This is a genomic window from Amycolatopsis sp. NPDC101161 (assembly GCF_044768185.1).
Taxonomy (GTDB): Bacteria; Actinomycetota; Actinomycetes; order Mycobacteriales; family Pseudonocardiaceae; genus Amycolatopsis.
In genome coordinates, this window is record NZ_JBIWPI010000003.1 from 1,209,890 (window position 1) to 1,231,466 (window position 21,577).

Consider the following 21,577-nt stretch of genomic DNA (forward strand, 5'->3'; position numbering starts at 1 on the left):
GCGGGGAGCACGCCTTCCCCAGAATTCACGGTCGAGCCCACCGGGATTCTCGTAACGGCAAGGAGTGCGGAGTGTCCACATCGTCCATGATCGTGAAGAAGCCCGTGGTGGCCGCGGCGCCGCGCGCCGGCCGCCCGGAAATCGCCGACACGGTCGCCGAGATCATCGCGGACGTCCGGGCCAACGGCGACGTCGCGGTCCGGCGCTGGTCGGAGAAGTTCGACTCGTGGAGCCCGGACTCCTTCCGGCTCGGGCCGGACGAGATCGCCGCCGTCCTGGCTTCGGTCCCGGAAACCGTGCTGGACGACCTGCGGTTCGTGCAGCGCCAGGTGCGCGGGTTCGCCCAGGCCCAGCGGGACTCGCTCACCGACTTCGAGGTCGAGACGCTGCCCGGTGTCTACTTGGGACAGCGCAACATCCCGATCGGCGCGGTCGGCGCGTACGTCCCGGGTGGCCGGTACCCGCTGACCGCGTCGGCGCACATGACCGTGGTGACCGCCAAGGTCGCCGGGGTCGGGCGGGTCGCCGCCACCACCCCGCCGGACCGCGGCGCGCCGCCGCCGGTCAGCGTCGCGGCCATGCACCTCGCCGGCGCGGACGAGATCCACGTGCTGGGCGGCGTCCAGGCCGTCGCCGCGCTGGCCCTGGGCACCGAGACGGTCGCCGCGGTCGAAATGCTCGCCGGACCGGGCAACGCCTACGTCGCCGAGGCCAAGCGGCAGCTCTTCGGCGAGGTCGGCATCGACCTGTTCGCCGGCCCCACCGAGGTCCTCATCGTCGCCGACGACACCGCCGACCCGTTCACCGTGGCCACCGACCTGCTCTCGCAGGCCGAGCACGGACCGGATTCCCCGGCGGTGCTGATCACGACGTCGGCGGAGGTGGCCCGGCGCACGATCGAATACGTCGAGGAGCTGCTACCCGGCCTGCCGACCGGCGAAGTGGCCGGGCGGGCCTGGCGCGACCACGGCGAGGTCGTCGTCGTCCCGGACCTCACCGCGGCGTACGAGCTCGCCGACGGCTACGCGAGCGAGCACGTCCAGATCCTCACCGACCGGCCGCGGCTCGCACTGGACCGCATGCGCAACTACGGCGCGCTCTTCCTCGGCGACAAGACCTGCGTCGCCTACGGGGACAAGGTGATCGGGACCAACCACGTCCTGCCCACACTCGGCGCGGCCCGCTACACCGGCGGGCTCTGGGTCGGCAAGTACCTCAAGACCGTTACCTACCAGGAAATCCAGGACGCCCGCTCCAGCGCGGAGCTGGGCGAGATCTGCGGCCGCGCGTCGCGCCTGGAGAACTTCGAAGGGCACGCGCGCTCGGGCGACGTCCGCACCGCCCGCTTCGGCTCGGCCCGGCTCGACTGGACCGAGCACTCCTTCGGCCGCGCCTGACCGGCGCCCCGGAACTCCCCCCTTCCCGCCTCGACCGACGGAGGTCGTCATGGCAGCACCGGAAAAAGCCCCCGCACCCACCACGGACGCGCCCGCCTCGTCGGCGGAGGACGCGGAACTGCTGGCCGCGCTGGGTTACGAGCAGCGCTTCGACCGCAAAGTCAGCCTGTGGGGCAACTTCGCCCTCGGCTTCGTCTACCTTTCGCCGCTCGTCGGCGTCGTGTCTCTGTTCGCGATCGGTCTCTCGACCGCCGGCCCGCCGTCGATCTTCTGGATCGTGGTCATCGGCCTCGGCCAGCTGCTGGTCGCCTTGGTCTTCGGCGAGGTCGTCTCGCAGTTCCCGCTGGCCGGCGGTCTCTACCAGTGGTCGCGCCGGCTGTGGAACGGCCGGTACGCCTGGTTCACCGCCTGGACCTACATCAGCTGCATCACCATCGGCATCACGAGCACCGCGCTGTTCAGCTCGGACTTCGTGGCCAGCCTCTTCGGGGGCACCGCGGCGCAGCCGGGCGTCAGCTCGACCCCCGGGCAGCGGCTGGTGATCGCGCTCGCCGTGACCGCGTTCTGCCTGGTGTGCAACGCCTTCGGCACCCGGGTGCTGGCACTGATCTCCAAGATCGGCCTGGCCGCCGAGCTCATCGGCATCGTCCTGGTCGGCCTCTACCTGCTGGTGTTCCAGCGCCACAACCCGGTGTCCGTCTTCTTCGACGGGATGGGCACCGGCGGCGCCGGCGGCTACTTCGGGGCGTTCATGGCCGCCTCGCTCGTCGGCCTCTTCCTCTACTACGGGTTCGAGGCGTGCGGCGAGGTCGCCGAAGAGGTCCCGAACCCCGCGCGCAGCATCCCGCGGGCCATGCAGCTGACGGTCGTCGTCGGCGGGCTCGCCGCGATCCTGGCCTTCGCGGGGTACGCGCTCGCCGCGCCCGACCTGACCGCGATCGTGTCCGGTGCGGACACCAACCCGATCCCGGCCATCCTGCAGAACTCGATCGGCACCGTGGGCACGAAGCTCGTCCTGGTGGTCACCCTGACGTCGTTCATCGCCGGGGTGCTGAGCCAGCAGGCCGCCGCGAGCCGGATCGTCTTCTCCTTCGCCCGCGACGACATGTTCCCCGGCTCACGCGTGTTCTCCCAGGTCTCGCGGCGGCACCGGGTGCCGGTCAACGCGCTGCTCGCGGTGAACGTGGTGCCGGTGCTGATCTTCGTGTTCGTCTACTTCTCGCCGGACTCGCTGGTGCGGATCGCGGCGTTCCAGGTGCTCGCGGGGTACGCGGCCTTCCAGCTGGTCGTGCTGGCCGCGTTGCGCATGCGCCTGCGGGGCTGGCGCCCGGCCGGCGCCTGGTCGCTGGGCCGCTACGGGCTGGTCGTCAACATCGCCGCGCTGGTCTACGGCGTGCTGGCGATGGTGCTGCTCGCCGCGCCCACCGGAGACGCCGACACCCCGTTCGTGGACCGGTGGATCGCCCTGATCGGGTTCCTCGTCGTGTCCGCGGTCGGGCTGGCCTACCTCCTGACGGCCAAGCCGGAACGCAAGTCCACCGCGCCCGAAGGCGACGCGCTCGAAGTCGCCGCCCGGCTGCGGGCCCGGGCCACCGCGAAGGAAGGAATCCGCTCATGACCCGCGTGCTCTACCTCTACGGCGGGTGGCCCGGCCACAAGCCCTACCAAGTCGCCGAAGAATGGGCCCGGCCGCTGTTCGCCGGGCTCGGGTTCGACGTCGAGGAGACCAACGACGTCTTCGCCCTCGACGCCGACCTCACCGGCTACGACCTGATCGCGCTCAACTGGAACAACGCCCTGCTGTCGGAAGGGCTCTCGGCGGCTCAGGAGGACAGCCTGCTCGGCGCGGTCGCGGCCGGCACCGGGATCGCCGCGTGGCACGGCGCGGCCGCCGCGTTCCGCACGAGCATCAAGTACCACTGGCTGCTCGGCGGCAGCTTCCTCGAACACCCGGCGGGGGAGGGTGTCAAGCACCCGTACGAAGTGTCCATAGTGGACAAGTCGCACGAGATCACTCGTGGCGTCGGCGACTTCCGCGTCGCCTCCGAGCAGTACTACATGTCCGTCGACCCGAACAACCAAGTGCTGGCCGAGACCACCTTCACCGGCGAGCACGTGCCCTGGATCGACGGGTACCGGATCCCGCAGGCGTGGACCAGGACGTGGGGGCGGGGCCGGGTGTTCTACAGCGCCGTCGGCCACGACCTCGACGACCTGCGGAACCCGGATGTCACCCGGCTGTGCGCCCAGGGCTTCGCCTGGGCCGCCCGGGACGCGAAGTAGCCACCACGCGAGAGCGGAGAAAACCATGCCTGTCCTCACCGGCGGCCAGATCGTCGCGCGCACCCTGCGCAACTACGGCGTCGACTACGTGGCCGGCATCCCCGGCCACGGCATCTGGTCCCTGACCGACGCCTTCCTCGACGCCGAATCCGACATCCCGTTCATCCAGACGTTCCACGAGCAGAGCGCCGTCCACCTCGCCGACGGCTTCTACCGCGCCACCGGCCGGCCGATCGCCGCGATCACCTCGATCGGCGCCGGGGCGAGCAACACCGTGATCGGGATGGGCACCGCGTTCACGGACTCGACCAGCGTGCTGGTCATCACCGGCGGGCCGCCGACCCACATGCGCGGACACGGGCTGCTCCAGGAGCTGGACCGCTACACGGCCAACGACTTCCCGAAGGTCGCCGAAGCGGTCAGCAAGCGGCACTGGGTCGTCACCCGGGTCGAGGAGCTGCCGTTCGTGATGCACCGGTGCTTCAACTCGATGCTGACCGGCCGGCCCGGCCCGGTCCACCTCGAAGTGCCGATGGACGTGCAGGCCGAGGCCGCCGACGTCGACCTGCACGACCTCGCCCGCCGGCTGCCGGTCGGCCGCCAGCACCCGGACCCCGAGGCGGTCGAGCGCGCCGTGGAGGTGCTGCGCGCGGCCCGCCGCCCGGTGCTCGTCGTCGGCGGCGGCGCGATCACCTCCGGCGCGTCCGACGACGTGGTCGCGCTCGCCGAGCACTGGAAGATCCCGGTCGTGACGACCTGGAACGGCAAGGGCGCCTTCCCCGAGGACCACGAGCTGTTCGCCGGGAGCGTCGGGCAGACCGGGACGATGACCGGCAACGCGATCGCGAGCTCGGCCGACGTCGTCGTGTCGGTCGGCTGCCGGTTCACCGACTGGTCGGCGTCCAGCTACGCCAAGGGGGTCAGCTTCTCGATCCCGCCCGCGAAGCTGATCCACATCGACATCGACCCGCACGAGATCGGCAAGAACTACCCCGCCGAGGTCGGGATCGTCGCCGACGCGCAGCGCGCGGTCGGCGCGATCGCGGCGTCCCTGCCCACCGCGGCCGCCGACCGGCCGGAGTACCTCGCGGAGCTGGCCTCGCTCAAGGCGGACTGGGAGGAAAAACTCGCGGGCCGCCGTGACAGCGACCGCTTCCCGTTCACGTCCCAGCGGCCGCTGGGCGCGCTGCGCTCGGTGCTGCCGCGCGACGCGATCATCGTCGCGGGCTCGGGCAACACCCAGGGCGCGGTCAAGCAGACGTTCCCGGTCTACGGCCCCCGCACGCACCTGACGTCCGGCGGGTTTTCGTCGATGGGCTGGGCGATCCCGGCAGCGATCGGCGCCAAGCTGGGGCAGCCGGACCGTCCGGTGGTGTGCGTCGTCGGCGACGGCGACTTCCTCATGACGGCGCAGGAGATCGCGCTCAGCGTCACCACGGGCGCGCCGGTGGTGTTCGTGGTGCAGAACAACGCGGGCTACATGTCGATCCGCGGCGGTCAGCGCAAGCAGACGTCCCGCCACATCGGCACGGAGTTCTCCCGCCCCGACGGCACCCCGTACAGCCCCGACTTCGTCGCGCTCGGCGCGTCGTTCGGCATCGAGTCGTGGAAGGTCTCCGACGCGGATTCGCTGGAGCCGACGCTGCGCAAGGCCGTCCAGTCCGGGGCTCCGGCGCTGGTCGAGGTTCCGACGGACCGCGACGCGGCCGGGCCGTGGGTCCCGGGCTGGTGGGACTTCCCCGTGCCGGCCTACGTCACCGACGAACGCCAGGACGAGTACCGGCGCACCCGCGCCACCGAACAACACCTCTGAGGACGGTCGTGGACTACGGAATCAAGCTGGACGGGCTGCCCGCCGAGGACGTGCGCGGGCTGGCCCGGCCGATCGACGGCTCGGGCCTCGACGAGCTGTGGGTCGTGGAGGACCTGGGGCTGGCCGGCGGGTTCGCCCAGGCGGCCACGCTCCTTGCGGACACCTCGGCGGTGCGGGTCGGGCTCGGCATCAGCCCCGCGGCCGTGCGCAACCCGGCCTACCTGGCGATGGAGATCGCCGCGCTGGCCCGGATGCACCCGGGCCGGTTCCGGTCCGGGATCGGGCACGGCATGCCGGGCTGGCTCCGGCAGGTCGGCGCCCACCCGGCGAGCCTGATGACCGCACTCGAGGAGGTGACGGACGCCGTCCGGCGCCTGCTGGCCGGGGAGACCGTGACGCTGCACGGTGGCCACGTCCGCCTCGACGAGGTCGCGTTGACCCACCCGCCGCGGATCCCGCCCACGCTGCACCTCGGCGTGCGGGGCCCGAAGGGCATGGCGCTCGCGGCCCGGGCGGCCGACGGCGTCATCCTGGCCGAGGGCTCCGGCCCGGCCTACGTCCGCTCGGTGCGGGACGCGGTCGGTCCCGGGCGGCGGATCACGGTGTTCGCCTGGCTGTGCCTGCGGCCGGATCGCGACGCCGCCCGGGCCGCCCTCCGACCCGTCGTCGAGCGGGCACTCGAACAGGACTTCATGCGGTTCCAGCTGGGGACCGCTCGCAATGCCGAGGAAGCACTGGCCGAGGTGACGGTCTCGGGCGACTTCGCCGACTGTGTGCGGCAGCTCGAGATCCTGGAGGAGGCAGGAGCGGACGCCGTCGTCTTCGCGCCGCTCCCGGGCGACGAGCGGGACCAGGTCGACGCCCTGCGCGACACGCTCCTGCCGGCGGTCCGGCGCTGAACCGCGAAAAGGCCGCCCCTCCCGAACCCGGGAGGGGCGGCCTTTTCGCGTTCGTCAAGCAGTCAAGCAGTCAGCCCGGCGACGACCGACGGCGCGATGCGCAGGGCGTTGGCCGCGATCGTCAACGCGGGGTTGAGCGCCGCCGACGACGGGAAGAACGACGCGTCCGCCAGCCACAGGTTCTCGACGTCGTGGCTGCGGCAGGACGCGTCGAGCATGCTGTCCGCCGGGTCGTGGCCCGCCACCGCGGTGCCGCACATGTGCGAGTTCGTCTCGATGCCCATGCGCTGGGTGAAGATCAGCGGGTAGCCGGCCTTGCGGACCAGCTTCGTCACCCGGCGGACCAGCTCCCGGTGCGGCGCGACGTTGGTGGGCGTCCAGTCGATCAGGATCCGCTCGCCGTCGACACGCACCCGGTTGTCCCGGGACGGCAGGTCCTCGGTCGTCAGGTAGATGTCCAGGCTGCGCGCGGACATGAAGTCCAGCGCCCACATCGGCGCCCGCGCCCGCGCGGGCTTGAGCATCGGGGCGCGGAGCTTGCCGAGCATCTGCAGGTTGCCCAGCGGGAACGGCGTACCCGGACCCGCTTCGTAGAAGTCGTTGACCCCGAGCGTCTTCTGCCACTGCGTCGGGTTCGTGCGCAGCGGGTTCACCCCGACGAAGAACGTGCTGTTGTGGACCATGTAGTTGCGGCCCAGCAGGCCCGAGGAGTTGGCGAGCCCCTCCGGGTGCTGCGGAGTCGCCGAACGCAACAGCAGGGCCGCGGAGTTCACCGCGCCCGCCGCCAGCGCCACCCGCTTCGCGGTGATCCGGACCTTGCGGCCGTCGCTGAGCGCTTCGGCCGCCACGATCCGGCGTCCGTCATCGGAGGTGACCAGCCGGGTGACCTCGGTGCGCACCATGATCTTCACCCCGGCCGCCAGCGCGGGCCGCACGACCCGGTTCTCGGCTTCGGCCTTGCGGCCGGTGCCGTCCGGGCAGCCGTCCGCGGTGGTGACGGCGGCGCGGTCCGCCTGGGTTTCGACGTCGAGCGCGTTCGGGGTGTGGAACGGGTGCAGGCCCTGGGCGGTCAGCGAGTCCGCGAACCGCTGGATCGCGGGCTCGTGCTCGAGCGGCGGGAAGGGGTACGGCGTCGAGTGCGGTGGTTCGGTCGGGTCTTCGCCGACCTGGCCGTGGACGTCGAACAGCCGTTCCGCCCGGCTGTAGAACGGTTCCAGGTCGTCGTAGGAGAACGGCCACGCGCGCGAGCGGCCTTCCTGGTGCTCGACCTCGGCGAAGTCGCTGCGCCGGAACCGGGGGAGCGAGGCGCCGTAGAACTTCGTGTTCCCGCCCACCCAGTAGTAGACGCCCGGGGCGAACGGCTCGCCCGTGCGGCCGTCGAACCAGAGCCCGGCGTTCTTGTAGCGCCCCTTGAGGTACATCTGCTCGGGCTGGGAGTTCTCCGGCTCGCGGGGGAGGAAGTCCCCGCGTTCGGCGATCAGCACGCGTGCGCCGGAGTCGCGCAGGGCCCAGGCGAGGGTGCCGCCGCCCATGCCCGAGCCGATGATGAGGACGTCGGTGTCGATTTCGCCGGTGGCGTCGGGGGTGACGACGGACGGGCCGGTCATGAGGCGCGGTCTTCCCGGTCGGGTTCGGTGCCCCGGATGAACGCGGCGGCGCGTTCGCCGATCATGATGGCCGGGGCGTTGGTGTTGCCGGTGACGAGCGTCGGCATGATCGAGGTGTCCGCGACCCGGACGTTGGCCAGGCCGTGCACGCGCAGTTCGGCGTCGACGACCTTGCCCATCATGCAGGTGCCGGACGGGTGGTAGAACGAGAACGACTGCGTGCGGATGTAGTCGTCGATGTCTTCGTCCACATCGGACCGCGGAGCGAGCCCGGCGTCGGCCGCCGTCCGCAGGTCGCCGTCGAGCAGCGAGGTGAGCCGCCCTTGCCGGGCGATCCTCATGCACATCCGGACGCCTTCGCGCAGCCGGGCGCGGTCGTCGGCGTCGTCGAGGTAGTTGTGGACGATCCGCGGTTTGGCGTAGGGATGCGAATGCCGCAGCCGGACGCTGCCCCGGCTCGCCGGCCGGGCGACGTACGGGCCGAACGACATCCCGGGCTCGAGCGGTGCCGCCAGCCCCTGGTCGCGGACGATGCCCAAAGCGGCGTGCACCTGGATGTCGGGCGCCGGGACGTCGTCGGACGACCGGAGGAACCCGCCGACCTCGGTCCAGGCCATCGGCCCGGTTCCCTTGTCGCGCAACAAGTTCTCCTCGGTCGAGGTGTCGGGCCCGACGATCGGCGGGGTGCTGCTGAAGAAGCTGAGGAAGCAACCCGCGTGGTCCTGCATGTTCCGGCCGACGTCGGGCAGGTCGTGCACCGGCGTGACGCCGGCGGCGGTCAGCTCGTCGGCCGGGCCGACGCCGGACTGCAGGAGCAGGTGGGGCGAGTTGTACGCGCCCAGCGACAGGATGATCTCCTGCCCCACGCCGATCGTGCGGACCTCGCCCAGGTGGTCGACCTCCAGGCCGGTGGCCCGGTCGCCGTCGAAGCGCAGCCGGAGGGCGAGCGTCGAGGGCAGGACGGTCAGGTTCGGCCGGCCGGCGGCCGGGCCGAGGAACGCGACCGCGCTGCTGCACCGCAGGCCCTTGCGCTGGGTCACCTGGTAGTAGCCGACTCCGTCCTGCTCGGCGCCGTTGAAGTCGGGGTTCGGCCGGTGCCCGGCGTCCTGCGCCGCCTCGACCCAGCCGCGCAGCAGCGGGTGCACGGACACCGGGTCGCTCACCGTGAGCGGGCCGCCGACGCCGTGGAAGTCGTCGGCGCCGCGCTGGTTGTCTTCGGAGCGCTTGAAGAACGGCAGGACGTCGTCGTAGCCCCAGTTCTTGTTGCCCAGCTCCGCCCAGGTGTCGTAGTCGTGCCGGTGGCCGCGGACGTAGAGCATCGTGTTCATCGAGCTGGTGCCACCGATCGCCCGGCCGCGCGGCAGGTAGGCGCGCCGCCCGCCGAGGTGCGGCTCGGGTTCGGTTTCGAAGTCCCAGTCGTAGGCCGTCTTGAGCTGCTGCGAGAACAAGGCGGGGATCTCGAAGAGCCGGCCTCGGGCGGGCGGGCCGGCTTCGACGAGCGCGACGGTGACGTCCGGGTCTTCGGACAGCCGGGCGGCGAGCGCGCACCCCGCCGATCCGGCGCCCACGACGACGTAGTCGTAGTGCTCCTGGGCCATTTGTCCTCCTGGGCGGCTGTCCTCTGTGGTCAAAGGTTTCCGGCCACGCTAGCCAGCCCGGCCCCGGGGACGGGATGCACGAAGTGAGCAACGAGAAGAGCCGGCACTGCACACCGTGCTACCGCCAGCCGGTGCCGGGGCTCACGTCCACGACGACCGGCTTGCGTCCGCCAGGTACCGGGTTACCGGGCCCAGGGTCAGCATGCCGCTGGCGGCGCCGGCGTCTTCGCCCTGAGCGTCACGCAGGGCGGCGGCGGCCCGCGCGGCGGCTTCGCGTTCGCCGAGGCGTACCGCGGTGTGGGCGGTCAGGCACCACATCGCCTCCTGCATGTGGTCGTGGGGTGGCTCCGGCGCCGCGGCCAGCGCGGTGCGGGCGTCCTCGTCACGGCCTTGGGCGAGCAGCACGTGGGGACGTGTCCACGGCAGATACGGTCCCCAGTCCAGGTGCCGGTCGGTGGGTGCGGGCCGGTCGTGCAGCAGCCTCAGTCCCAGCAGCGCGAGCGCGAACAGGCCGCGGTGCAGTCCGGGCATTCCGGCGGAACGCAGGGCCTCTTCGGCGGCGCGGTACTGCGCCGCGGCCGTGGCGGGGGCCGGTCCGTCGGGCTCGGTGCTGCGGGCGGCGGTGACCCGGGCCCGGAACCAGGCGGTGAGGACCTCGACGAGAGGAGCCTCGGTGGTGGCAGCGAGCTGTTCGGCCGCCGTCGCGTGTGCGGCCGCGGCGTCCAGGTCTCCGAGGGCCGAGGCGGATTGCAGGCGGACGAGCCGGCCGAGGACCGCGAAGTTCGGCAGGTCGTGCCGGGTCGCCAGGTCGAGGATCTCGGTGCCGATCCCGTCGCGCGTCACCGCGAGCCCGGGGCGGGTGAAGGACTGCAGGAACACGCCGTTGAGCGCGAACACCAGCAGTGCGGGGTCGCCCAGTTCTCGGGCCAGCGCCTCGGCTTGGTGCGCGGCCTGCCGGGCGCGGCTCAGCTCGCCCGCGGTCAGGTCGGCGGTGCGGCTTTCGACGGCGATCGTGGCCAGCAGCCGCGCCCGGAGGTCGGCGGGCTCGTCCGGGCCGAGCCGGCTGAGCGTGCGTTCGGCGGCGGTGACGACCGCCCGGGACTGCTCGGGGTCGTCGGCCCGGCTCCAGATGGCGGGTACGTCGTAGGCGCCGATGGTCCGGGCGGTCAGGCGCAGGTCCCCGGTGCGTTCGGCGGCGTGGATCGCGGCCAGGCGGTCACGCCGGGAGTGGACGAGCGCGTCGCCGCCGGCCAGCGCGAGCGTGCGGGCGAGGTCCACGGTCGTGCGCGGGCCGAGCCGGACACCCGGGCCGGTCCACGCGTCCGGCGTGCCGGGCGCGGGCCCGGTCAGGATGTCGGTCTCCAGGCGTTGCAGGTCGGGTCCGGGATCGAGGCCGAGCTGGCCGACGAGCATCGTGCGCGCGCGGCGGAGGGTCGACAGGGCGTCGGCCTGGCGGCCCGCGCGGTGCAAGGCGCGGGCCAGCAGTCCCCAGGCCGGCTCGCGCCACGGGTGTTCGGTGACGTGAGCGCCGAGTTCGGCGACGAGGTCGGCCCCTTCTCCGGCGTCGAGGAGGATGCGCGCGCGTAGTTCCAGGGCCGCCAGCCGAAGTTCCTCCAGCCGGGTCCGTTCGCGGTGCGCCCACGAGGAATCCGGTACGTCGGCGTAGGCGGGGCCGCGCCAGGCGGCGAGCGCCGCGCTGAGTTCGGTCACCGCGCCGGGGGAGTGGCGGGTGCGGGCGAGCGCGTCCTCGAACCGGTGGGCGTCGACGTCTTCGCGGGGCAGCCGCAGTGCGTAGCCGGGGCCTTCGGTGACGATCACCCGCGGCGGGGTGCGGGGTGACCGGTCGGGTTCCAGGGCGCGGCGCAGCGCGGCGACGAACGTCCGCAGCGCGCCGACCGCGCGTGCCGGTGGCTCGGTCCAGAGGCCGGCGACGAGGGTGTCGGTCGTGACCAGCCGCCCTTCGGCGGCGACGAGGCGGGCGAGCACCTCACGGTGGCGCGGACCGCCGAGGCCGACCGGGCTCCCGTCGTCGTCCAGGGCCCGCACGGCACCGAGCACGTCGATTCGCATGCCCCCATCATCGGTGCCGGTGGCCGGGTGCGCCCGGGCGCACTGATCGGTTGCTGATCGCCGTCGCCCAGGCTCGGCGGGGTCAGGTTCCCGATCCGAAAGACGGCTTTCGATGACACTCTCCATTCCCGGTTTCGACCACGTCCGCTTGCCCGGTGCCGGCGGCGTCGAGCTGGCTGCCGCGGTCGGCGGCAGCGGCAGCCCGGTGGTGCTGCTGCACGGGTTCCCCCAGACGCACCTGATGTGGCGGCACGTCGCCGAGCGGCTCGCCGGCGAGCACACGGTGATCTGCCCGGATCTGCGCGGTTACGGCGCCAGCGACAAGCCGGCGGCCACCGGCGAGGACGTCTACGCCAAGCGCACGATGGCCGCCGACGTGGTGGCTCTGGCGGCCGCGCTCGGCCACGAGCGCTTCGCCCTCGTCGGGCACGACCGGGGTGCCCTGGTCGCCTTCCGGGCGGGCTTGGACCACCCGGAAACCGTTTCGCACCTGGGCATCCTCGACGTCGTCCCGACGCTGGACATGTGGAACGTGCTGCACGGCGTCCCGGCGGCGGTCGGCTACCACCTGTTCCTCATGGCGCAGCCGCCGGGTTTGCCCGAGACGATGATCGCGGCCAGCGCGGACGCGTTCTTCGGTTCGTTCCTCGACGCCTGGGCGAACGACCCGGCGGCGATCCCGGCGGAGGTGCGCGCGGAGTACCTGCGGGCGAGCGCGGCGGCGGTGCCGTCGATCGTCGCGGACTACCGCGCCTCGGCCGGCATCGACGTCACCCACGACCAGGCCGACCTGGACGCCGGGTCGCAGCTGGCCATGCCGGTGACGGTCGTCCAGCAGGACTGGGGCGCGCAGTTGGGCTACGACGCCGCCGCGGTGTGGAAGGCGTGGGCGCCGGACCTGGACCACCGGCTGACCAAGGCGGGGCACTTCATGGCCGAGGAAGCACCGGACGAGATCACGGGCGCGATCCGGGACCTGCTGGCCCGCTGATCACGCCTTGATCAGCCGGGTCGCCGCCGTGACGACGGCCTCGCGGTGCGCGGCGATCCGCCGGGGATCCCGCGCGCCGGAGCCGTCGGCTTCGAGCAGGCCGACCGGGGTCAGCTGCCAGGCCTGGCTGATGGCGTAGATGAAGACGAGGAGGTCCACCGCGGTGAGCGGTGCCGCGGTCGTGGTGCCGGCCAGCGCGGTGGTCTTCGCGAGGTAGGTCTCCAGCGGCTCGGACGCGGCTTCGGGGCGTTCCAGCTGGGCCCAGACGTTGATCCGCAGGGGCGCCGGCTCGCGGCCGTGGAAGTCGAACAGGTCGCCGGCCCAGCCGGCCAGGTCGTCCGGCCGGAGCGGGACCTTCGTGGCCATCGACTGGATCGCGCTGGTCAGGGCGGCGTCGAAGAGCCCGTCCTTGTTGCCGTAGTAGGCGTAGATCATCCGGACGTTGGTCCCGGCTTCCCGGGCGATCCGTTCGACGCGGCCCCCGGCGAGGCCGTGCCGGGCGAATTCGGCGACGGCGGCCTCGAGGATGCGGGCCTTCGTCGCCTGGCCGTCGCGCGCGGGCATGTGGTCTCCGTCTCCGTGGCATCGGGGCGATCCCAGTGTATAAGTAAATAAGCACTTACTTACAGGAGGGTCATGAAACCCGAGATCGAACGGGCGCTGGCGATCACACCGGCGTCTTCGGCGCGCGAGCGCACCATCGACATCACCACCACCGGCGCGCGGACCGGCCTGCCGCGCCGGATCGAAGTGTGGTTCTACCGGGCCGGCGGGCGCGTCTACCTCAGCACCACGCCCGCGAAGCGCAGCTGGTACGCCAACATCGTCAAGAACCCGGCCTTCACGTTCCACCTCAAGCACGGCGTGCGCGCCGACCTCGCCGCGATCGGCACCCCGGTCCACGACCCCGCCGAGCGCGAGTCGGTGTTCACCTCGATCATCGCCGACCTGAACCAGCCGTCGAACCCGGCGGGCCTCCGGCAGCCCGTCGAACCGCTGAACGCGTGGCTGGCCGGCAGCCCGCTGGTCCGCGTCGACTTCCCGGAAGGACTCGAGTGAGGGGAACCGCTCTCGTGACCGGCGCGAACCGGGGCCTCGGCCGCAGTACCGCGCTGGCCTTGGCCCGGCGTGGCCTGAACGTAGTCGTGGCCTGCCGTGGCGGCGCCGATGCCGGTGCGGAGACAGTGAAGCTGATCCAGGAAGAAGGCGGCGACGCCCTCGCACTGCGCCTGGACATCGGGGACATCGCCACGTTCGGCGCGTTCACGACCGGCCTGCTCGACGCGCTGCGCGGCCGATGGGGCACCGACAGGCTCGACGTCTTGGTCAACAACGCCGGCATCGGGCGCTTCGGCGCACTCGCCGACGTCACGCCCGAAGACTTCGACACCCTGGTGAACACGAACTTCCGCGGTACCTTCTTCCTCATCCAGGCACTCGCGCCCCACCTCGCCGACGGCGGGCGCATCGTCAACGTGTCGACGTCGCTGACCCGGCACGTCAGTCCGGGAACCGCGGTCTACTCGGCGTCGAAGGCCGCAGTCGAAGCGTTGTCGCGCAGCCTGGCCGCCGAACTGGGGCCGCGCGGCATCCGCGTCAACGCGGTCGCCCCCGGCCCCACCGCGACCGACTTCAACGGCGGCGCCATGCGCGACGATCCCGGCCTCCGCGAAACGCTCTCCGGCTGGACGGCGCTCGGCCGGGTCGGGCACCCGGAGGAGATCGGGGACGCCATCGCGGCCCTGACATCGGATGAGATGCGTTGGATCACGGCGGAACGCATCGAAGTCTCCGGCGGAGCCCTGCTTTGAGCAGCCCGACGTGGGTCGCGGCGAACGAACATCGGTGAGTCGCTGTCGGCGTGTCGTACCGCGGTACTACTCGCCGCGCTGGATTTCCTCCCGCGGTACCGCCTCGCGGCCCGGTTCCCTTCCTACCTTTGAGGCAGAACGGGCTGGGGCGACCGGTCCGCGGATCCAGGGGATGAACGATGATCGAGGCACATCAGCTGACCAAGCGGTACGGGGAGAAGACGGCGGTCGACCACCTGGACTTCACCGTCCGGCCGGGCGCCGTCACCGGGTTCCTGGGGCCCAACGGGGCGGGCAAGTCCACCACGATGCGGATGATCGTCGGGCTGGACGCGCCGACCAGTGGCTCGGTCAAGGTCAACGGCCGCCGCTACGCCGAGCACACCTCGCCGCTGCAGGAAGTCGGGGTCCTGCTCGAAGCGAAGTCCGTCCACGGTGGACGGTCGGCGTTCGACCACCTGCTGGCACAGGCCCAGACCCACGGCATCCCGCGCCGGCGGGTCGACGAGGTGATCGAGCTGACCGGGCTGCAGTCGGTGGCGAAGAAGCGCGCGGGGAGCTTCTCCCTCGGCATGGGCCAGCGGCTGGGGATCGCCGCGGCCCTGCTCGGTGACCCGGCCACGATCATGCTCGACGAGCCGGTCAACGGACTGGACCCCGAGGGCGTCCTCTGGATCCGCAACCTGCTCAGCGGGCTCGCGGCCGACGGCCGCACCGTCTTCGTCTCGTCGCACCTGATGAGCGAGGTGGCGCTGGTCGCGGAGCACCTCATCGTCGTCGGCCGGGGCCGCCTGCTCGCCGACACCACCGTGCACGAGCTCGTCCGGGACGCCGGCGGCGACACCGTCCAGGTGGCCACCGCGGACCCGGCGCGCCTGCGCGAGGTCCTGGCCGGTCCCGGCGTCGAGATCGCGGGCCGCACCGGTTCCGAGGAGCTGCAGGTGAAAGGCCTCTCGGCTCGCGCCATCGGCACCAAGGCCGCCGAACACGGCATCGCCCTGTTCGAGCTGACCGCCCGGACCGTCTCGCTCGAAGAAGCCTTCATGGACCTGACCCGCGACGCCGTCGAGTACCACGGCGTCACCACCGGCATCGACGCGCTCGGGAGGGCGGCATGAGCACCTTGACCCCGGAAGCCCCCGCCCGCACCGTCCGCCCGGTCTACCGGGTGACCGGGCGCCACGTCCTGCGTTCCGAGTGGACCAAGCTCTGGTCCCTGCGCTCCACCTGGATCACCCTGGTCCTCGGCCTGGTGTTCCTGGTCGGCTTCGGGCTGATCTCCGCCGCCCGGTACAAGTCGAACATCAGCTCCGGCCAGCCGCTCGACCCCGACTTCGCCCACGCGACCGCCCTGAGCCTGTCGCTGTTCGGCACGAACTTCGCGCAGCTGGCGCTGGGTGTGCTCGGCGTGCTCGTGACCGCCGGCGAGTACTCCACCGGCATGATCCGCTCGACCTTGACCGGGGTCCCGCGCCGGCTGCCGGTGCTGTGGTCCAAGTCGGCCGTGTTCGGCGTCGTCGCCCTGCTCGTCGGCACGGTCGGCGCGTTCCTCGCCTTCGTCTTCGGCAGCGCCATCGTGGCCGGGACGCCCGCGGCGATGTCGCTGTCGGACCCGGGCGTGCTGCGCAGCCTGCTGGGCACCGGGCTCTACCTGGGCCTGGTCGGCGTGATCGGGGTCGCGCTCGGCGCGCTCCTGCGCTCGGTCGCCGGGGGCATCTCGGTGCTCGTCGGCGCGCTGATGCTGATCCCGGGCCTGGTCTCGCTGCTGCCGACGTCGTGGCAGGCCGACATCAGCCCGTACCTGCCCAGCAACGCGGGACAAGCGATGTTCGCCCTGACCCACGACGCCACCACCCTGGCGCCGGCCGCCGGGATGCTGGTCTTCGCCGGCTGGACGGTCCTCGTGCTGGGCGGCGCCGCCTACCGGCTCGCCCGGTCCGACGCCTGACCCCCCACCGCCGGCGCGGCCCCTGGTGCCGCGCCGGCGGTTTTCCGCGACGATGAACAGGTGACGCCCGTGCCCGACGACCAAGCCGCGGCGCCGTCGTGGACCGGCTCCCCGCTGGTCGCGCGCCTCACGGCGTACGGCCAGCGGCTGCGGCAGGCCGACCGGCGCCACCCGTGGGTCCTGGACCTGGCGGTGGTCGCCGCGCTGTTCCTGCTGTTCTGCCTGCCGGACCTGGTCCCGCACGACGACGGGCCCGGGCCCGACGAGCTGCGGCTCGCGTTCACCCACCTGCCGGCGGCCGGCACCCTCGCGCTGCAAGCCGGCCTGCTGCTGCCGCTGTTCTGGCGGCGCCGGGCCCCCTCGGTGGCGCTGGCGCTGACCGCGGTGGTGTTCGCCGTCCAGTGGTCACTCGGTGTCTTCCTGCGCGCCGACGTCGCCGTGCTCGTCGCGCTCTACAGCGTCACCCTGCACGCCCGGCCGCGGCACCTGCCGTGGGCCGGGGCCGGGGTGGTCGCGCTCGTGCTCCCCGTGGCGGCCCGGGTCTCCCGCGCGGTGTCCGCGGTGTCGTTCTGGGAGGCGCTGTTCTTCCTGCTCACCGCCGTAACCGCGGCGGTCGCGCTCGGGCTGGCCGTCCGGATCCGCCGGGCCCAGCTGGCGAGCCTGCGCGACCGCGCGCGGCAGCTGGAGATCGAGCGGGACCAGCGCAGCAGGCTGGCCGCCGTCACCGAACGCACCCGGATGGCCCGCGAGATGCACGACATCATCGGCCACAACCTGTCGGTCATCATCACGCTCGCCGACGGCGGCGCCTACGCGGCCGACGTCACCCCCGAACGCAGCAAGCAGGCGCTCGAGCTGGTCGGCGACGCCGGGCGGCAGGCGCTGGGGGAGCTGAGGCGCATGCTGGGTGTCCTGCGGGAGAAAGCGGACGCGCCGGAGCTGAACCCGCAACCGGGCATCGGCGACCTCGACGCGTTGTGCACGCGGATCCGCGCCGCCGGACCGGAGATCGTCCTCCGGTCCGCCGGGGAGCTGGACACCCTCGATCGCGGAGTGCAACTGATGACCTACCGGATCGTCCAGGAGGCACTCACCAACACGCTCAAGCACGCCGGCCCGCGCACCCGGGCCGAAGTCCTGATCGCCGTCGAGGGGCCGGCGCTGCGCATCCGCGTCCAGGACACCGGACCGCCCGATGCCGCCACGCCGCTCGAGCCACCCGCCGAGGAAGGGCACGGGATCGCCGGGATGCGGGAACGCGCGGCCCTGTACGGCGGCACGGTCACCGTCGGCCCCACCGCCGGCGGTGGATGGGTCGTGCAGGCGGTCCTGGATCTGACCCCGATCTCCGTCCCGCCCGGCGGTGCGCTGTGACGACCGTGCTCATCGTCGACGACCAGCCCCTGCAACGGTTCGGCTTCCGGATGCTGCTCGACGCGACGCCGGACACCGAAGTCGTCGGCGAAGCCGCGCATGGAGCCGAAGCGGTGCGCCGGACCGCGGAACTGCGGCCCGACGTCGTCCTCATGGACATCCGCATGCCCGGCATGGACGGCATCGAAGCCACCCGGCAGATCCTCGCCACCGGCGGCCGGTCCCGCGTTCTCGTCCTGACCACGTTCGACCTGGACGAGTACGCCTACGCCGCGTTGCGCGCCGGAGCGAGCGGGTTCCTCCTCAAGGACGCCCATCCCGAAGAACTGCTCGCCGGCATCAGGGCGGTCGCGGGCGGCGACGCCGTCATCGCCCCGGCGCTGACCCGGCGGCTCCTCGACACCTACGCCGAGCGGCTCCCGGACAGCAGCGCCGAACCGCCGTCCCGGACCGATCCCCGTTGGCTGAGCTTGACCGAACGCGAGCAGGAGATCCTGGTCGCCATCGGCAGCGGGTGGACCAACGGCGAGATCGCCGAACGCCTGGTGCTGTCGGAATCCACGGTCAAGACCCACGTCGGCCGGGTGCTGGCGAAGGTGGGGGCCCGAGACCGCGTCCAGGCGGTGATCTTCGCCTACGACCTCGGCCTGACCCGGCCGAACCCGCCGAGCTGACCCGCCCGGCCGGTGACCTCCGGTCCTCATTCGTGCAAAGCGCGGAATACCAGGCATTGCGTCGCCACTTTCCCGCATCGGACGAATTGCCGACGATGGCCCGGAGATGAACTCCGGATGTCGTGAATTTCTCGTCAGCTAGAGGGTTTTCGGACGGTTAACGGACAGCTAAAAAATGGACAGCCGGGAGAAATTGGCGACTGACGTTGCTTGTGGGAAACCTGTTCGGTCCGGACCATCCCATGACGGTGGCCGACGGCCACCTTTTCCGCCGAGGACTCTGCTGGGGAGCACCCATGATCAGGTGGAAGTCACGGATGGCAGCGGCGGCGGGCATCGTCCTGCTGCTGAGCACGGCCGGGTTGAGCCCGGCCGGCGCGAGCGCCCGGCCCGCGACGGGGGTCGGCTCGTGCACGATCAAGAACTGGAATCCGGACGCCGACCCCGACGACGCGAAAGACCGCCCGGAAGGAAATCGGCCACAGTCGTACAAAGGGGATGACTACGACTGCACCGGTGCGAGTTTCGCCGCACCGGGCGTCGAATTCACCCATTTCCCGCAGCCGAAGAACTTCAAGAGCCGGACGAGCCTCGGGACGTCGAGCCCGATGACGGCCGCCGCGTCGAATCCGCTCGCGCCCTACTTCCCGCCGTTCACCCACTTCGTGGTGCTGGTGCGGGAGAACCACACCTTCGACGACTACCTCGGCGACTGCGCCACGACGATCCAGGCGGGCTGCAACGGCGCCGTGCAGAGCACGAACCACGTGAGCTCGGTGCCGAACCTGCACACGCTCGCCAAGAACTACTCGCTGATGGACGCCTACAGCACCGGCACGCAGCCGCCGAGCGGCCCGAACCACTGGTGGCTCTTCTCCGCCCAGTCGCAGTCCAGCTCGCAGCAGCAGCCCTACCCGGCTGCCACCGGAACGCAGTTCGACCGCTTCCTGAAGGGCGTGTCGAGCCCGGGCGGTCTGGGGACCGACCCGTGCGCGACGCAGACCGGGACCACGACCGGCACCAGCCCGTACTCGATGGTGACCAGCGGCGATTTCTACTGGATGCTCAGCAGCGGCAGCGGGGAGTGGAAGAACCCGGGCACCGGCAAGCCGGAGGTGCTGCCGGTCAACCGCCCCGGCACGTCGACCCCGGAACTGCTGAACTACAACAACTACACCTGCCGGGCCCAGAACGACGACGACCAGGTGATCGGCAACGGCTTCCTGAACTACGTCTCCGCCAACGGCCTGCCGGCCTACTCCTACGTCGAGCTGTTCAACGACCACCCGGGCACCTACCAGGACATCCCGAAGAACGACGCCGTCACGAAGCAGATCGTCGACTCGATCATGAACAACGCGTCGTACAAGGACAACACCGTCGTCGTGGTCACCGAGGACGACACGCAGAACGGCTCCAACGGCCCCGACCACGTCAGCAACACCTATCGCGTGCCGACCGTCGTCGCGGCGTCGCCGAAGTACATGAAACAGGGCTACGTAACGCATGTCGCGTACAACACGAACAACGTGCTCGCCGCGATGGAGCGGACGTTGCAGAACGTCTCGCCGGGCGTCATCGACCCCGCCGGCAACCTCGGCCTGACCACGTTCCCGATGACCACCGCGGACCAGGCCGCGCTCGGCGACCCGCTGGAGGACCTCTGGGTCCAAGGCGCCACCCCGCTTTCGGCCTCGGCAACGGCCGCGCCGACGACGGGCAACGCGCCGCTGACCGTGTCGTTCGGCGGCTCGGCGACCGGCGGCCTGGCACCGTACTCCTACAGCTGGAACTTCGGTGACGGGTCGGCCGCGAGCACGGCCCAGAATCCGAGCCACACCTATACGAGCGCGGGGACGTTCACCGCGACGCTGACCGTGACCGACAGCGCTTCCCCGGCGCACACGGCGACGTCGAGCGTGAACGTCACGGTCGGTTCGGTCGGCCAGCCACTGGCCGCCTCGGCGTCGGCCGCGCCGACGTCCGGCCAGGTTCCGCTGAACGTCGCGTTCTCCGGCACCGCGACCGGCGGCACCCCGGCGTACTCGTACAGCTGGAACTTCGGTGACGGGTCCGCGGTGAGCACGGCGCAGAACCCCAGTCACAGCTACACGAGCGCGGGGACGTTCACCGCGACGCTGACGGTGACCGACAGCGCTTCGCCGGCGCACACCGCCACGTCGACGGTCCAGGTCACGGCGTCACCGATCGCCGGGGCGCCGCCGGGCGCCCCGACCGGCCTGACCGCGACCGGCGGGAACGGCCAGGTGACGCTGAACTGGACGGCCCCGGCCGACAACGGTGGCGTCAACATCACGAACTACCGCGTGTACCGCGGCACGGCGAGCGGCGGGGAAACCCTGCTCACTACGGGCGGGTGCGGTGGCCTCGGCGCCGTCCTGAGCTGCACCGACACCGGTCTCGCCAACGGCCAGGCGTACTACTACCGGGTCAGCGCGGTGAACTCGATCGGGGAGGGCGCGCAGAGCGGCGAGGCGACCGCGACGCCCACGGGCTGCCCGCAGACCCAGCTGCTCGGCAACCCCGGCTTCGAAACCGGAAGCGCCACACCGTGGACGGCGACCGCGGGCGTGATCGCCAACAAGGCCGCCGAACCCGCCCACACCGGCAGCTGGGACGCCTGGCTCGACGGCTACGGCTCGACGCGCACCGACACGCTCTCGCAGCCGGTCACGCTGCCGACCGGGTGCTCGAGCTACCAGCTGAGCTTCTGGCTGCACGTCGACACGGCCGAAACCTCGACCACGGCCAAGTACGACACGCTGAAGGTGCAGGTGCTCAGCAGTTCGGGCGCGGTGCTCGGCACGCTCGCGACGTACTCCAACCTCGACCACAACACGGGGTACGCGCAACGGACGTTCAACCTCGGCCCGTACGCCGGGCAGAACATCACGCTGAAGTTCACCGGGGCGGAGGACTACACGAAGCAGACGTCCTTCGTCCTGGACGACACCGCGATCACGGTGAGCTGATCATCAACCGGGGTCGGGGGCGGGGGGCAGGGGGGTTCGGGACCGACCCGCGGGCGCACGGGCCCGGGAGGGTGGGCGGCCAGCCCAGTTGGCCCCCGTTAAACCTCCGTTTTGCCGAC

The 21,577-nt window shown here is 71.8% G+C and carries 17 protein-coding genes; 13 read left to right on the forward strand and 4 right to left on the reverse strand.

Annotated features, from left to right (window positions below; all coding sequences use genetic code 11):
• Positions 1 to 71: 71 nt before the first annotated feature.
• The 5 genes from hisD to ACIRSS_RS27245 are packed head-to-tail and all read left to right on the forward strand — an operon-like array spanning position 72 to position 6,392.
• Positions 72 to 1,397 carry a histidinol dehydrogenase gene (gene hisD, locus ACIRSS_RS27225; RefSeq protein ID WP_400899674.1) on the forward strand — a complete coding sequence of 442 codons (1,326 nt, stop codon included), beginning with the start codon at positions 72 to 74 and terminating at the stop codon, positions 1,395 to 1,397.
• Between the two features lie 49 nt (positions 1,398 to 1,446).
• Entirely contained in the window at positions 1,447 to 3,015 is a 1,569-nt protein-coding gene (locus ACIRSS_RS27230) for an APC family permease (RefSeq protein ID WP_400899676.1), read from the forward strand.
• A complete protein-coding gene (locus tag ACIRSS_RS27235) occupies positions 3,012 to 3,680 on the forward strand; it encodes a ThuA domain-containing protein (RefSeq protein WP_400899678.1) in 669 nt (222 codons plus the stop codon). The genes ACIRSS_RS27230 and ACIRSS_RS27235 overlap by 4 nt, the downstream gene beginning before the upstream one ends.
• A 25-nt stretch (positions 3,681 to 3,705) precedes the next feature.
• On the forward strand, positions 3,706 to 5,493 hold the full coding sequence (locus ACIRSS_RS27240; protein WP_400899680.1) for a thiamine pyrophosphate-binding protein: 1,788 nt from the start codon (positions 3,706 to 3,708) through the stop codon (positions 5,491 to 5,493).
• Between the two features lie 8 nt (positions 5,494 to 5,501).
• A complete protein-coding gene (locus ACIRSS_RS27245) occupies positions 5,502 to 6,392 on the forward strand; it encodes an LLM class flavin-dependent oxidoreductase (RefSeq protein ID WP_400899682.1) in 891 nt (296 codons plus the stop codon).
• A 62-nt stretch (positions 6,393 to 6,454) separates the two neighbouring features.
• On the opposite strand, the gene ACIRSS_RS27250 is transcribed toward ACIRSS_RS27245, so the two are convergent.
• From ACIRSS_RS27250 to ACIRSS_RS27260, 3 genes are all read right to left on the reverse strand, one after another.
• Positions 6,455 to 7,999: a GMC oxidoreductase gene (locus tag ACIRSS_RS27250; protein ID WP_400899684.1), complete on the reverse strand. Its 1,545-nt coding sequence runs from the start codon at positions 7,997 to 7,999 to the stop codon at positions 6,455 to 6,457.
• Entirely contained in the window at positions 7,996 to 9,597 is a 1,602-nt protein-coding gene (locus ACIRSS_RS27255) for a GMC family oxidoreductase (RefSeq protein WP_400899686.1), read from the reverse strand. Before ACIRSS_RS27255 ends, ACIRSS_RS27250 begins: the two co-directional genes overlap by 4 nt.
• A 141-nt stretch (positions 9,598 to 9,738) precedes the next feature.
• Entirely contained in the window at positions 9,739 to 11,667 is a 1,929-nt protein-coding gene (locus ACIRSS_RS27260) for a BTAD domain-containing putative transcriptional regulator (protein ID WP_400899688.1), read from the reverse strand.
• A 112-nt stretch (positions 11,668 to 11,779) separates the two neighbouring features.
• Between ACIRSS_RS27260 and ACIRSS_RS27265 the strand changes: the two genes are divergently transcribed.
• Positions 11,780 to 12,658 (forward strand): alpha/beta fold hydrolase, encoded by an 879-nt coding sequence (locus tag ACIRSS_RS27265; RefSeq protein WP_400899690.1) that lies wholly within the window; start codon positions 11,780 to 11,782, stop codon positions 12,656 to 12,658.
• Here the strand turns inward: ACIRSS_RS27265 and ACIRSS_RS27270 are convergent, their stop codons facing one another.
• Positions 12,659 to 13,222 (reverse strand): TetR family transcriptional regulator, encoded by a 564-nt coding sequence (locus ACIRSS_RS27270; protein ID WP_400899692.1) that lies wholly within the window; start codon positions 13,220 to 13,222, stop codon positions 12,659 to 12,661.
• A gap of 72 nt (positions 13,223 to 13,294) precedes the next feature.
• Between ACIRSS_RS27270 and ACIRSS_RS27275 the strand changes: the two genes are divergently transcribed.
• The 7 genes from ACIRSS_RS27275 (at position 13,295) to ACIRSS_RS27305 (ending at position 21,458) form a co-directional block, all read left to right on the forward strand.
• Positions 13,295 to 13,717, forward strand: coding sequence for a nitroreductase/quinone reductase family protein (locus ACIRSS_RS27275; protein ID WP_400899694.1), 423 nt, complete (start codon positions 13,295 to 13,297; stop codon positions 13,715 to 13,717).
• A gap of 14 nt (positions 13,718 to 13,731) precedes the next feature.
• Positions 13,732 to 14,469, forward strand: a complete 738-nt coding sequence (locus tag ACIRSS_RS27280) for an SDR family NAD(P)-dependent oxidoreductase (RefSeq protein WP_400899696.1) — start codon at positions 13,732 to 13,734, stop codon at positions 14,467 to 14,469.
• Between the two features lie 179 nt (positions 14,470 to 14,648).
• Positions 14,649 to 15,587 (forward strand): ABC transporter ATP-binding protein, encoded by a 939-nt coding sequence (locus tag ACIRSS_RS27285; protein WP_400899698.1) that lies wholly within the window; start codon positions 14,649 to 14,651, stop codon positions 15,585 to 15,587.
• Complete coding sequence (locus ACIRSS_RS27290; protein WP_400899700.1) at positions 15,584 to 16,417, forward strand: ABC transporter permease; 834 nt, start codon at positions 15,584 to 15,586, stop codon at positions 16,415 to 16,417. The genes ACIRSS_RS27285 and ACIRSS_RS27290 overlap by 4 nt, the downstream gene beginning before the upstream one ends.
• A gap of 69 nt (positions 16,418 to 16,486) precedes the next feature.
• The gene (locus ACIRSS_RS27295) at positions 16,487 to 17,791 is read left to right on the forward strand and encodes a sensor histidine kinase (RefSeq protein ID WP_400899702.1); all 1,305 of its coding nucleotides are present in this window, start codon (positions 16,487 to 16,489) and stop codon (positions 17,789 to 17,791) included.
• A complete protein-coding gene (locus ACIRSS_RS27300; RefSeq protein ID WP_400899704.1) occupies positions 17,788 to 18,465 on the forward strand; it encodes a response regulator in 678 nt (225 codons plus the stop codon). Before ACIRSS_RS27295 ends, ACIRSS_RS27300 begins: the two co-directional genes overlap by 4 nt.
• Before the next feature lie 296 nt (positions 18,466 to 18,761).
• Positions 18,762 to 21,458: a PKD domain-containing protein gene (locus ACIRSS_RS27305; RefSeq protein WP_400899706.1), complete on the forward strand. Its 2,697-nt coding sequence runs from the start codon at positions 18,762 to 18,764 to the stop codon at positions 21,456 to 21,458.
• The last annotated feature ends 119 nt before the right edge of the window (positions 21,459 to 21,577 follow it).